Raw genomic sequence first — 13,605 nt, 5'->3', positions numbered from 1 at the left:
AAGTTTGAAAAATTATTTTTCATCTGATTTTAGATTAGGTGTTTTGGGAGGTGGACAACTAGGCAGAATGTTGTTGACAGAAACACAGAAATATGATGTTTTTACAGTTATGTTGGATCCTTCGAAACATGCACCGTGCAGTGAAATTTGCAATGAGTTTCATTGTGGAGATTTAATGGATTATGAAACTGTATATCAGTTTGGCAAAAGTGTTGATTTGCTCACCATTGAAATTGAACACGTTAATATTGAAGCGTTGAAGCAATTGGAGAAGGAAGGTTTAAAAGTTTATCCACAACCCAGTGTTTTAGAAATCATTCAAAATAAAGCCAGACAAAAACAATTCTATATAGAAAATAATATCCCGACAGCACCTTTTCAGGTTTTTAAAATTGTTGAGGACTTAAAAAGTATAGAATTTCCTTTTGTTTGGAAATCGGCAAAATTTGGTTATGATGGAAATGGCGTAAAAATGATTCGACATCAAAAGGATTTAATTGGATTGCCGGATGGGGAATGTATCGCTGAGGAATTAATTCCATTTAAAAATGAATTGGCCGTAATTGTAGCGCGAAACGAAAACGGAGAAGTAAGTACTTACCCGGTTGTAGAAATGGAATTTCACCCCGTAGCCAATCAGGTTGAATATGTAATTTGCCCCGCAAGAATTCCTGAAGCTGTCGCCCAAAAGGCCAGACAAACGGCTATGAATGTAGCGGAAGCTTATGGACATATCGGGTTATTGGCCGTAGAAATGTTTCAAACAGAAAATGATGAGATATTGATTAATGAGGTAGCACCTAGAACCCACAATAGCGGCCATTACAGCATAGAAGCTTCTTATACGAGCCAGTTTGAACAGCATTTGCGAGCCATATTGAATTTACCTTTAGGAAAAACGGAAAGCAAAGTAGCCGGGGTCATGGTTAATTTGGTAGGGGCAGAAGGATATTCGGGTGTTGTGCGATATGAAAATATTGAAAAAATCATGGAGATTGAGGGAGTAACTCCACACATTTACGGAAAAAAAGAAACCCGACCGTTCAGAAAAATGGGTCACGTTACTATAGTAAATGAAAATATGGAAGAGGCGAGGAGAATAGCAGAATTGGTTAAAAAAACAATTGTTGTGAAGAGTAATTAAAAGGTGCTGCTCATCCAATTGGAAATACTGATTTCTTTTTACAGAAAACTAAATTAATATAAATGAAATACGCGGGTGTTTTAAGAAAAATGTCGACTGAATTGGGAAATCCCATCCAATATTATTTAGATATGGAATCTGATTTTTTGGTGGTGAATCAATTATTGAATAAAAAGATTGAGATTACTTTTCAAAAATACCAATGCCTGAGTTGTGGTGAAGATAAGAAAATTTTTCGCCAGGGCTTTTGCTATGATTGTTTTTACAAAATGCCACAGGCGGGAGATTGGATTATGCGTCCTGAATTGAGTCAGGCACATTTAGAAATCGAAGATCGTGATCTGGAATTTGAAAAAAGCATGCAATTACAACCGCATGTAGTGTATTTGGCTAATTCGAGCAATGTAAAAGTCGGTGTAACGAGAAAAGCACAAATTCCAACGCGATGGATAGATCAGGGTGCGCATGAAGCCATAGAGATTGTAGAAGTTCCAAATCGTTATTTAGCAGGGATCACTGAGGTCGCATTAAAGGAACATGTTTCGGATAAAACCAATTGGCGAAAAATGTTGACGAATGAGGTTAAAGACCTTGATCTAAATATGGAAAAAGAAAAATTGGCGCAATTTATTCCGGAAGAGGTACAACCCTATTTTAAAGACTTGCACAGTAAAGAAGTTGAATTGGATTTTCCGGTTTTACAGTATCCTAAAAAAATAAAAAGTTTAAACTTGGATAAAACCCAACAATATTCCGGTGTTTTAATTGGTATCAAAGGACAATATTTGATCTTTGAAGATGGTATTGTTTTCAATGTGCGGAATTATGAGGGATATATCGTAGAGTTGAAAGTATGATTGATCTTAAACTTCAGCAAGATCAATAACAAAAAATCCTTTTAAAACATTGTGTTTTAAATAAGAACCCGTAATTTCATATTTGAAAAAGAAAATATGAATTGCACTAGAAATTCTTTATGGCATAGTGGGCGGGAGCTATTATTTAATGAAAACCTACGTCAATATGCGATCCTCTTTTCTACCTTGTCGATTTTTTTGATATTCGGTCAATCTGTTCTTGCAAATAGGTCTGGTTTAAACGAGGTAATACTAACTTTGCGCACGACCTCAAAAAGCAAAGAATGGAAACCGTCCCTAGTGACCAAAACTGGTGATTTGCTCACATGGAAGGCCACAGCACCAGGAATGGTGGAACAAATCCAGTTGGGAAACAATCCAGTTTTTGACTTATCAGTTGTAAGAAATTCCTCAGAGGTTCTCATCGAAGTGAGTAGCACAGATGAAAGCTCTCTATTAACAGAACTGAAAATAAACTCTTTGAATATAACTGAGATCAATTTGATAAAATGCGAAGGGATGGAAGTATTATCCATATCAGATAATCAGTTAAAAACACTGAATATTGAAGAAAATATTGCTTTAAGGGAGTTGTATTGTAATTTTAATCAACTGAGCCAATTAGAATTTGGGAACAATATTAATTTGGTACTACTAAGTTGCTTTAGTAATCAAATTCAAGACTTGAGTTTTGAATTTAATACAAATTTGGAAAGTTTATCATGTAGTAGAAATTTATTGAGTGCGCTAGATTTATCAAGAAACACCAAATTGAATTCATTGGAGTGTGATGATAATTTATTACAGAATCTCAATATAAGGAATGGGCATAATGATTTGCTGCAAAAATTAAAAACCACAGGAAATTCCGAACTTTTCTGTATTCAAGTAGATAGTCAAGATGAGGCCGAAGTGAAATGGACAGATATTGATCCATGGACAAAATTCAACAATGATTGTACTTTTACCAATGAAAATCCTGTTGCCGAGCCCGATTTTTATGAAACGGAAGATGGTGTAAAACTAATTGTTTCGCAAGATCTGGGATTATTACAAAATGATATAGATCCTGATGGAGATATTTTAGCCGTTGAATTGGTGAGGACGGCTAATCACGGTGAACTAAATTTGTTCACTGACGGCACATTCAATTACCAACCAGACCGGTTATTTTTTGGCGTAGATTCCTTTACTTATTACGCTACAGATGGTGAGTTGAGTTCAGATGAAATTGAGGTAGAAATCATGGTTAATTTAGTCAATACTCCACCAATAGCAAATGAAGATAACTATGAAACAGAAGAGGGTGTAGTCTTGAATATATCAAATCAAGATGGACTTTTATTAAATGATAGTGATCAAGATATGGATCCAATGGTCGTTTCATTGCTGGAGAATGTGCAAAACGGCTCCCTTGTTCTTAACCCAGACGGGTCTTTTGTATATACACCGAACGCACTTTTTAGCGGTACAGACAATTTTACTTATTCAATTAGTGATGGATTTGTACACTCAGAAACTGCACAAGTAAATATTTTGGTAAAAGGACAAGCAAAGCTAGTTTTGCCCACCGCGTTTAGTCCCAATGGGGATGGTATAAATGATTTTTTTAAACCTGTTTACAGGGGTATGTCATTCCTTCAATTACAAGTTTTTGATACCTGGGGAAATCTAATTTATGATGAGCAAAATGAAGTATTGCAAGGATGGAATGGGCTTATAAAAGGAAAGGATGCGCAGAACGGAAATTATATGTACCGTATTAAAGCGGTATCATTAGAAAATGAGAAAACGGAAAAAGAAGGCCTGTTTACCCTGATTAAATAAATATGCTGAAAAAACTTTGTTTTTATATTACGTTATTATCGAGCTCAGGTTTGTTAGCACAAGATGCCATCTTTACCCAATTTTATGCAGCACCAACCATGTTAAATCCAGCTTTTACAGGTTCTACAGGAGGTTTAAGGTTAGGGTCAGGCTACAGAAACCAATGGTTGGGAATATCCTCTAACTTAAATACGGTCTATGCTACAGCCGATAATTGGTTCGAGGGGATTCGCAGCGGAATAGGCCTGCAAGTCATCCATCAATCTGAAGAATTAGGAGAGTATAGTTTGTCTCAATTTCAAGCATCATATGCCCTCCATTTACAAATTACAGATGATATCAGCTTATTTCCTGGGATTGGTTTTGGTTATTCTATCAACCAGATCAATTCTGCCGGTTTGTTTTTCGAAGACGAGATCGATATAGGTTCCGGCCTAATCAATCCGGGTTCACAAGATCCAGTCTTGACAAATTTAATTCAAGGTAGTTTCGGTTATTTCGATTTTTCTGCCGGGGCTGTGTTATACGCAGAAAATTATTGGCTTGGAGCTGGTATTAAACATGTTAATCAACCCAATATTTCTTTTTTAGAAGGAGAAGACTTGTCTTTACAGCCTTTAATTACTTTTCAGGGAGGCTATAGAAAAAGTTGGCATAGAAATCAACTTTACGGTTCTGATCCTACATCTTTTTTATTCATTACTTTTAATGGTTACCATCAAGCATTGTATAACCGATTTGATGTGGGGTTAGAATATGGATTTTCTAGACTCACATTAGGTATTCTAGCTTCGAATACACTAGATAAGATTCTTGAATCGAGTGATTATTTTTTGTCGGTTAATCCGAATATCGGTTTGAAAACCAAAAGCTTTAAAATAGGCTTATCTTATGATATACCGGTTTCTGCCATTGGCAATGTAGGAAATACTTTTGAAGTGACACTTCAATTTTTTTCGCCCAGTACCTACGTTCGTAAACGGATGTGGCAAACCAAATATTAATGCAAAAAAAAGGGCCAAAGCCCTTTTTTTTGATTATTCCCAATCCGGCATAATCGCATCCTGGACGAGTTCTTGTCTTTCATATTGAGTACCGTCTATGGTACCATCTTCATTTACGTTTTGAGTAAATATATTCTTTTGAGAAACTCCGTCATTAGAGGTGTTTACAAAAATCACTTTGGCTTCATCTGGTGAAAAACGAGGGTCGATGTCTAAGCTTCCGTCTATTTTGTTTGCAGAAATATCTCTTCTCGTATTCGAAGTAAAATCATAAATATACATACGTGTGTTTAGTTGTCTGTAGGATGAACTTTCAAATCCTGATATATCGTAGGTATACAATAAAGTCTTTCCATCAACAGATAGATTTAATCCACCCGCTGCACCATTCACTCCACTGAGTACGTTGGTTTTTTTATTGCCATTCATATCTATGGTATAGATAGAAACATTATATCCATTTGAATTATTTGTTTTCACTACAATCGTGTTCCCATCATAACTCCAATCGCATTCGGAGATAAAATTGCCATCTGTTGTTTGATGAATTAACCTCAATCCGCTACCATCTTTATTGATCTCGTATATTTTATCGAAGTGCGGGTAAATCAATTTAGAGCCATTTGAATTCCATGAAAAATCCATTTCAGAAGGTTTGAAACCGGCAACTGGTGTTTTGGTTACCTTAAACAAATTACTTCCGTCGGGATTAATGGTGTAGATTTGAGTTTCAAAATTTTCATCTGTTCTCAGAAATGCAATCAAATTACTAGAACTGTTTTTTCTAGGTCTCCAGCTATTTAAACTTGCGGGTGTTAAAGCAGACTCTGAACCATCCTCATCACGAGAATAGATCACATTATTACCATTACTTGATTTTACATATAAATATCTGCTATTTACCTGATTCGAGGTAGTAAAGGATCTCAATTTACTCCAAACCGGTGCATTGATGCTGTCGTAAGCACTCACTTGCCAAAAATATTTGGTAGATGTGGTCAGGTCTGTTAATTGAAAAATTGTATCGGTAATATTTTCTTTTACAACTTCGTCATTGTTCTTGTCGTTTTTGATCTTAATAGTAAAAGTTAAATTATCATCGTCAGGATCAGAAGCACTCCAAACGAGATTTGTTGTTAATGCTACATCTATGGCGTTGTCTTCGGGACTAATTAATTTTGGTTCATTGGGAGGTCTGTTGTTTGCTGTTTCCTCTTTTAATTCAAAAACAACGTTTACCTCAGAACCTACTTCTATTTGTGCAGGCTCAAATCCTGTTAAAAAGCCTTCCTTAGTAGCGCTTACAGAATATTCTCCAACGGTTACATTTTCCATTTCAAAATTACCTTCTGCATCAGAAAAAACAGTATTTCCTGAAGGGCTGAGTTCTATTTTCGCATTTTCCACAGGAATGAAGCTGATGTCTTCTACTACCTTTCCTTTAATTTTTCCAGTCCCACCAAATTCAATTGTATCTTCTCCACAGGCCAGTAATATTAGAAAACTGAATAGGAATGAGATGATATGCACTGATCTTATTTTCATTTTTTTCATTTTTTTATCTCCCAAAATAAAAGTTAATACCCAAACCAAATCGCCAAAAAAAGTCATCTCTTTGGCCTTGAATCACACCGTCTATGTTATCAGAAAATGTCAAATTTTGTTCGCCAAATAATTCAATTCCGATATTTTCAACAGGTAAATATTCAATACCTGCTCCATATTGAAATTTAAATTCAGCATTTTCGAAAGAGGTGTTGGTAATTGTTCCTCCCCCGGCATAGACAAAGGGTGTTAAATTTTCGTAGGGCAAGAAGATGAATTCTAAATTGCCATCTATTGTGAAATCGTAATCGATGGGAGGACCTGTTCTGTCCAACTCCATATAACCTGTTCCTAAATTGAAACTCCAATGCGGATTGTTAAACAAGTATTTATAATTCGCATTAAAACTATACCCCAGGTCGTTATTGGAATAATCACCATCCATTAAAGCACCCCCTAATTTTACAGACAATCCATGTTTAGATCTTTGGTCTTCAAAGGTGCGGTTGTATAACTTTGTGCGTTCAGCCTCTGCCAATTCTTGAGCGTAGGCTTCTTTTATTTGTTGAACTACAGGTTCACCACCTTCCGGTAACCATAATCCATCGATGATACCTTCTATGATCAAACCCTCAACGGCTTTATCTATGGCCTCTTTTACTGCCAGTTGCTTGGGTTCATTTTGGGTCATTCCCACTTCGACTTCTAAAAGCTTTTTAACATCTACATACCTGAACATACTCGCGGAAATGGCTTGTGAAAGAATGGTTTTGGAAATATAAATGGTTTTCAGAATTTTCCCGTTTGAGGTAGAAACGGCTCTTAAATATACTGTAATTCTATCTTCTCTATACTCACTGGAGGCACCTGTACCAAAATATCTCGCTCCCGCTCCCCCGGTTCTGATGTTGGAATCGTAAGAGATAATACCACCTTCCAAGATAATTCCCGCAAAAAGTAGAGGGGGCAAAACATCGGCTTCTGAAAGTTGTTGATTCGGATTGCTATACTGATTTCTGGTAGAGCGTATAATTTGACGTTCATTGAGCAGATTACTCACATTTTCACGCTCTATGGGGGTAAACCACTTTGAGTCTTCCAAAGATTTAAGTAGGATAGTAGTAGCGCCCTGGGTGACTGCCGTACTCCAACTGGTTCCATTTTCAACTTGTTTGTATTGCCCAGTTTGGTCTCTGAATTTATAGACACCTACCACCACAGGTTCTATAGGTTTTACATCACCTAAAACTGTATTTTCGGGTGTAGTGTTTTCTCCAATACGAGCTTGTTCTGTTAAAAAAGGTTGTTTGATTCTTGCACCACAAGACCACAGCAACAAGCACAAAAGAGAAGAATAAAAAACTTTCTTCATAGTTTACTAATTCGGGATAATAATTTGTGTTTGATCTCCGGTTTGGGTATCGAGAATGTTAATGAGCAGACCATTTGTACTAGGCGATATTTCGAGTACCAGACTTCCAAACATATAAGTTCCTTCTGTGAGATCGCCATTGCCAAATTGTTCTCTAAAAAGATCTGAAGTGATTTTATTTAACAATTGGCGGTTGAGACTTTCTGTGAAACTATCTATATCCGATTGTTCGTCAAAGGAAAACCCAGAATCTTCTTTATGCGAGTTCTGTGCCTCAGCCGAACTCAGTAACCATTGGTAATTAAATGTATCTCCTCCAAAGGCTGGATTTACAGGTTTATAAACCATTTCTTGCGCCATCAGCATTGTGGGCAAAAAAAGTAAATAAATATAAATTTTCTTTTTCATTTCAATAGAATTTGTCAATATACTTTGGGAACGTTTTGTTTGTTCTTGTTGAATTCATTTACCCGCACTAGAGCGTATTTAGCAGCACCTTCCAACATTTCAACATCTGGACGTGCTTGGAATTCAAAAATAGTCTGGTCTTCGATAATAACTGAGATCAAACTACCTGTACCCAAAAACGGTTTTTCTTCAATGTTTATAATAAAAGAATACTCAGCACCTTCGCGTAAATATAATTGATAAAAAAAATCATAAAAATCTTTTCCCATTTTTGTTTTTGTAGTTTCTATCACAAGTCCTTTGATCTCAATGTCAATTTCACGCATCACGGTAGTTTTGAGCAAATCTACCACTTCGTTAATGACAATAGAATCTTGGGCAATTAGATTTTTTTGGTCTCGCACAAAAAAGTATACTTTGAGTTCTTGTTCTTCTTCTAAGTTTATTCTGAGGGTAGTTACCGTTTTGTTTTCGTTGGGGAGTAAGGTAAATTCGCCAAAACGATCATTTTTTTCAAATTTGATGTCTTGCGGCATTTTTTTTAAAGTGAGCAAATGATAACTAAGCTTATTGTTATATACGTGGCTATTGTTTTCTACAATACCCTCTATATTCACAAAAATATCTTCTCTGGAGATATTAAGTCTGGCTTGCAACAATTGATCATCTTGGGCATAGGTTAGCCCAATAGACATAAAAAAAAATAAACCAAACCATTTCAAATTACCAGAATTTAATTGGTGTAATTCTTGATCACGATAGATTGAAAATCTGCCTTTTGATTGATGATCAAGTTTTTCATAAGTGAGTTTTCGCCAAAAATAAGTAAAGAATTTAAATTGCCCTCTTGGTTAATGGTTTTGTTTGTTTTTTCAGTATTATAATAAACGTAGTTCTCATAGCTATTGTTATTTCCAAATTGTTGAACTGTTTGGTTATCCCTATTTACTGAATTCAAATGAATATTATTATTGAATCCTGTTTGTACTAAATTAACATAGCTCGTTTGGCTTGAATTGGCGCTTGAATTATTTAGTCCGATAAGATTCTCACCAGCATTTTGAAAATACTGATTAATAATTACACTATTTTCATCCAGAGATTGTCCATATGAGAAATCAAATAACATAGATATAAGAAAAACTAAAATTACTTTTGTGTTCATGTCGCTCGAGATAATAGAATTAGCAGAGGGTAAATCCCTCTGCTAATTAATTGAAATAGTTATTTACTTTTTAGTTCAATCTTAATTAGATTGAGTAACTGTTGTTATATTGTTCATACCCATTTGGGTGGTTTTGCTCCAGTGACTCAAACCGGTTTGTTTTACAGTAGAAGTGTTCCCTTGACCATATTGGTATTGCCATGAATCATTATCTTTACCATTTTGGCTTAAACTAGCAGTTTCACCTTTTGAGCCTGCCGCCTGAATTTGATATCCATAATTCTCTTTGTCACCTTTCTGTATAATTGTTAACATTCCATCTTCGCCATATTGGTTTTGAAATGCATCATTCAAATTACTTTCTTGGACGGTAGAAGAGTAATTTCCTAAGCCAGGTCCTGAAGATGGATTTGCTTGATCTTGTTTTGCATAATTACCATTGCCAGATTGTACAATCTTAACTTCACCATTGTTATCCCAAACACCGCCAGTTTGACTTTGGTAAGCATCATTGTCATTACCAGATTGATTTATATTTGCAATACCGTGCAACGAAACTAATTGTTTTTGATTCGAATAGTTGCGATCACCACTTTGCCTAACATTTACATAGTTGTTAGTTCCTTGTTGCTCTTGGTAAGCAATATTGTCGTTTGCACCTTTACCTTGATAAACAATTCCGTCATTTCCATGGCCACCTTTTTGCCATTGGTCAGATTCATTTCTTTGACCATTTTGAGTGGCAATTAAAGTATTATTGCCAAAGTTTAATTGATTCTGATAAGCATCGTTATCATTTCCCGCTTGCTTTATTGTTGCAGTACCATAACGAGAATGAAAATCCTTTTGAACCTGAATAGCCTTATTTCTATTACCATTCTGATTAATAAATGCACCTTGTTGGTCTCCTTGCTGATTTTGGTCAGCAACGTTGAGTTCACCTGCTTGTATAACATCACTAATTAAATTAGTTCCGTCTTGCAATACTGTAGATTGGTTGTTTTGAGCAAATCCTATTGCTCCGATCATTAGCGCTATTGCGCCAAAAATAATTTTTTTCATATCTAAGGGTTTTAAGTAATTAAAGGGTTAGTTAGATTGGGTAACGGTTGTAGTATTGTTCATACCCATTTGTGTAGTTTTACTCCATTGACTCAATCCAGTTTGATTCACATTGGAAGTATTGCCTTCACCATATTGGTACTGCCATGATTCATTTCCTTTACCATTTTGCATTAAAATAGCTGTTTCACCAATTGTATTAATTTCTTGTTTTTGATAGCCATAATTTTCACTACCTTTTTGAGTAATCTTAGCAAAGTCTATATCTCCAAATTGATCTTGTGCAGCAATATTTTTACTGCCATTTTGCGTGATGTATGATTTGTTTCTATTGTTTTCTCCTCCAATGGAGTTGTCTTGTTTTTGAGTTGCTTTATTTTCATCACCTTCCTGAACAATAGAAACTAAATTTTGTTGATCTGCACCATAAAATGCATTCCCATTTTGGGTTTGTCTAGCTTCATTCATTTTTCCGTGCTGCTCAACACTTGCCGTATTTCTGAATCCATCAATTTGGTATTGCCAAGCTTGATTTCCCATGCCTTTTTGACTTGTGTTTGCAATATTATGGCCTGAACCATTTTTTTGCTCTTGTGTAGCCTTATTGCCATTCCCATTTTGATTAATCTTGGAGTAGTCATTCCATTCAGTTTGCGTTTGTCTGGATTCATTTTCTTTACCTTCTTGAGTTGCATACGCCTCATCTACTTCACCTGATTGAGTTTGCCAAGCTTTGTTGCCATTTCCCATTTGATTGATTTTAGCCACATTTAACCTTTCATTGGCAGCAGGGCCATCTGTTTGTACCTGTTTTGCATAGTTACTTGTTCCTTTTTGAGAAATGTAAACTTCATCCCAAGTGTCAACTTGATTTTGATCTGCTACGTTATTATTTCCAGTTTGGTTGACGACACTTTTTAGGTCATTACCGTTTTGAAAAACCGTCGATTGATTGTCCTGAGCAAATCCTATTGCTCCGATCATTAGCGCAATAGCGCCAAACATAATTTTTCTCATAGTTGAGGGGGTTTTAGATTAATAAAAAATTTTAAAGCACTTTTTTCTAGAATCGAATTAATTTCTATTTAAAAAAGAAAAAAAATGGACATTCACCTTAGTGGATGTCCAAGAAATATTAATTTGTTTGAATCACGGTATTTGTATTTCCAGCACCGCTTTGGGTTACTTTACTCCACATTCCGTTTCCAGTTTGATTAACATTTGACGTATTGTCAGTTCCATATTGCCACTGTTGTGACCAGTTACCGCTTCCATTTTGCATCAATCTTGCATCACCCCTTTCTGAGGCAACGTCTTGATATTGATATCCATAATTGTCACGACCATTTTTTTGTTCAATTCTTTGAAAACCATCAAGGCCATATTGATTTTGGACAGCAAGACCATCATTCGCACTTTGGATGATTTCGGCAATATTATTAGGATATACACCATGAATATTTCCTGGATTCGATTGATCTTGAGTTGCTATGTTATCATTTCCAGACTGATTAACTTTTACAATGTTCTTGTCACCCCAAAAACTCCCAAAGCCTTTTTGAGTCTGAGTTGAAGTATTTCGTGCTCCACTTTGTCTTGCTTCAGCACTATTTGCAATACCCTTAATCTGGTTTTGGGTAGCTGTATTTTTATAACCGGATTGATTAATATAAACCCAACTTCCTGTCTCCCCGGTTTGGTTCTGAGTAGCTGTATGCATATTGTCACGTTGATAAACTTCAGCTAAATTACCGTGGTTACCAGATTGGAATTGCCGTGAAGTATTATCATTACCTCTTTGCTCAGCAATCGCTGTCTGACTGCTCCATCTTTGGGTTTGCCATGCTCTATTTCTTTCTCCTATTTGCTTGATAGTCATAAACATTTTAGAAGGATTAACGTCAAATGAAGTATTACCTTGCCATTGTTTATCTTGATCTTGGTTGGCATAATTCGAAGTACCTTGTTGAAAAATGTTTACCAAACCAGTATTGCTTGTTTGATACTGAATCGCGGTATTTAGTTGTCCATCCTGAACTACTTTACTTTCACCGTTTGAACCTTTTTGTTCAACGGTAGATTGATTGTTTTGAGCAAATCCGATTGCTCCGATCATCAACGCAAAAGCGCATACGTAACTTTTTCTCATTGTTGAGGGGTTTTAAATTAATAAAAATTCTAGTTAATAATATAACTTCACAAGCCAAGAATTTTTTATTCTTGATCTAAGGGTTTATGCGAATATTGAATTCATAGCAATATGAAGATTTCCCCAAAATTATGTTAAATTAATGTTGAAGGCAATACCCTGAGGGGGGTATATTTTCAATATTTTTAGTTTTGTCAGGATTTTAAGAATATTGTAAATATTTGATATTTTGAATATTAGGTAAGTAAGTACGCAATATCAGGTAGTAGTTAGCTCAAATTGCTCCCTTGCTTTTTAAGAACAAGATCAAATGATCTTTACTGTGAGAATTTGTCTTTTTATAAACGCTTTTTCGATGTGATTCTACCGTACTTTTGCTTATACACAATTGGTCTGCAATTTCAGAATTGGTATAATTTTTAGCTATTAAAAAGGCAATCTCAGATTCTCTTCGGGTTAGGGGTAAATCAGATTGTTCTATAAGCCTTTGTTGAATTGTTTTTTTACAGAAATATTTTTCATCTACATCCCATTTAACAATAGGGGTCGAATCCATAAAGGAAATATCAGTATAGCGCAGTAAAACCTTTGTTACTTTGCCCTTTGGATCAATGTCAGAGACAATGGTCTGACTTAAAATTTTACAATAATCTCCGTTGTTCTTTTTAAAACGATAAGCAATATTTAAGATGTTGGCGTGTAAATGAAAGTTTTGTTTGGGTAATTCTTTTACTACTTCCTTAATAAGATCGGTAACAACAGTTCTATCTTTTGGATGGTAACATGAAAAAATAAATGGTAAATCTATCTTGTCCTTGTAGCCTAAAAAATCATTGAAACCTTTGAAATATATAATTTTATTTAGAAAGAGGTCAAAAACGTAAAAGCATTCATTTTTAGCCGTAGGATAAGACCGATAGGTTTTTACGTCAAATTGACCATGCAGATTTTCTCGATGATAGATTTGAGAAATATCATCAATGAACTTTCTGATTGAGGGGTAATATTTATCCATTTAATAAACTCTTTAGGTTTTCATTAAACGGGGGAAATCGTTTGCAATGAAATAAAA

13 protein-coding genes are annotated in these 13,605 nt (G+C 35.3%); 4 read left to right on the top strand and 9 right to left on the bottom strand.

Features of this window, described 5'->3' with window-relative positions; translation table 11 throughout:
* Positions 1-4 precede the first annotated feature (4 nt).
* The 4 genes from ACFQ39_RS01105 to ACFQ39_RS01090 all read left to right on the top strand — a co-directional run bounded on the left by ACFQ39_RS01105 (position 5) and on the right by ACFQ39_RS01090 (position 4,832).
* Positions 5-1,144, top strand: coding sequence for a 5-(carboxyamino)imidazole ribonucleotide synthase (locus ACFQ39_RS01105; protein ID WP_377175577.1), 1,140 nt, complete (start codon positions 5-7; stop codon positions 1,142-1,144).
* Positions 1,145-1,206: 62 nt separating this feature from the next.
* Positions 1,207-2,001 carry a DUF2797 domain-containing protein gene (locus ACFQ39_RS01100; RefSeq protein ID WP_377175574.1) on the top strand — a complete coding sequence of 265 codons (795 nt, stop codon included), beginning with the start codon at positions 1,207-1,209 and terminating at the stop codon, positions 1,999-2,001.
* A 96-nt stretch (positions 2,002-2,097) separates the two neighbouring features.
* Positions 2,098-3,828 (top strand): Ig-like domain-containing protein, encoded by a 1,731-nt coding sequence (locus ACFQ39_RS01095; protein ID WP_377175572.1) that lies wholly within the window; start codon positions 2,098-2,100, stop codon positions 3,826-3,828.
* A 2-nt stretch (positions 3,829-3,830) separates the two neighbouring features.
* The gene (locus ACFQ39_RS01090; protein WP_377175570.1) at positions 3,831-4,832 is read left to right on the top strand and encodes a PorP/SprF family type IX secretion system membrane protein; all 1,002 of its coding nucleotides are present in this window, start codon (positions 3,831-3,833) and stop codon (positions 4,830-4,832) included.
* A 33-nt stretch (positions 4,833-4,865) separates the two neighbouring features.
* On the opposite strand, the gene ACFQ39_RS01085 is transcribed toward ACFQ39_RS01090, so the two are convergent.
* The 9 genes from ACFQ39_RS01085 to ACFQ39_RS01045 all read right to left on the bottom strand — a co-directional run bounded on the left by ACFQ39_RS01085 (position 4,866) and on the right by ACFQ39_RS01045 (position 13,548).
* Positions 4,866-6,377 carry a carboxypeptidase regulatory-like domain-containing protein gene (locus ACFQ39_RS01085; protein WP_377175567.1) on the bottom strand — a complete coding sequence of 504 codons (1,512 nt, stop codon included), beginning with the start codon at positions 6,375-6,377 and terminating at the stop codon, positions 4,866-4,868.
* A 13-nt stretch (positions 6,378-6,390) separates the two neighbouring features.
* Positions 6,391-7,749, bottom strand: a complete 1,359-nt coding sequence (locus ACFQ39_RS01080; RefSeq protein ID WP_377175565.1) for a CsgG/HfaB family protein — start codon at positions 7,747-7,749, stop codon at positions 6,391-6,393.
* 6 nt (positions 7,750-7,755) lie between these two features.
* Positions 7,756-8,157, bottom strand: coding sequence for a curli production assembly/transport component CsgF (locus ACFQ39_RS01075; protein WP_377175563.1), 402 nt, complete (start codon positions 8,155-8,157; stop codon positions 7,756-7,758).
* Between the two features lie 14 nt (positions 8,158-8,171).
* The gene (locus tag ACFQ39_RS01070) at positions 8,172-8,879 is read right to left on the bottom strand and encodes a CsgE family curli-type amyloid fiber assembly protein (RefSeq protein WP_377175561.1); all 708 of its coding nucleotides are present in this window, start codon (positions 8,877-8,879) and stop codon (positions 8,172-8,174) included.
* An 11-nt stretch (positions 8,880-8,890) separates the two neighbouring features.
* Positions 8,891-9,322, bottom strand: coding sequence for a hypothetical protein (locus ACFQ39_RS01065; RefSeq protein WP_377175560.1), 432 nt, complete (start codon positions 9,320-9,322; stop codon positions 8,891-8,893).
* Positions 9,323-9,403: 81 nt separating this feature from the next.
* Positions 9,404-10,384 carry a hypothetical protein gene (locus ACFQ39_RS01060; protein ID WP_377175559.1) on the bottom strand — a complete coding sequence of 327 codons (981 nt, stop codon included), beginning with the start codon at positions 10,382-10,384 and terminating at the stop codon, positions 9,404-9,406.
* A 27-nt stretch (positions 10,385-10,411) separates the two neighbouring features.
* On the bottom strand, positions 10,412-11,401 hold the full coding sequence (locus tag ACFQ39_RS01055) for a hypothetical protein (RefSeq protein ID WP_377175557.1): 990 nt from the start codon (positions 11,399-11,401) through the stop codon (positions 10,412-10,414).
* A 118-nt stretch (positions 11,402-11,519) separates the two neighbouring features.
* A complete protein-coding gene (locus tag ACFQ39_RS01050; protein ID WP_377175555.1) occupies positions 11,520-12,533 on the bottom strand; it encodes a hypothetical protein in 1,014 nt (337 codons plus the stop codon).
* A 274-nt stretch (positions 12,534-12,807) separates the two neighbouring features.
* Positions 12,808-13,548 (bottom strand): helix-turn-helix transcriptional regulator, encoded by a 741-nt coding sequence (locus ACFQ39_RS01045; RefSeq protein ID WP_377175553.1) that lies wholly within the window; start codon positions 13,546-13,548, stop codon positions 12,808-12,810.
* Positions 13,549-13,605 lie beyond the last annotated feature (57 nt).

Origin of the sequence: Namhaeicola litoreus, from assembly GCF_042679565.1 — a bacterium.
In the GTDB taxonomy this organism is placed as follows: Bacteria; Bacteroidota; Bacteroidia; order Flavobacteriales; family Flavobacteriaceae; genus Namhaeicola; species Namhaeicola litoreus.
This window is presented reverse-complemented; position numbering and strand designations above follow the sequence as displayed.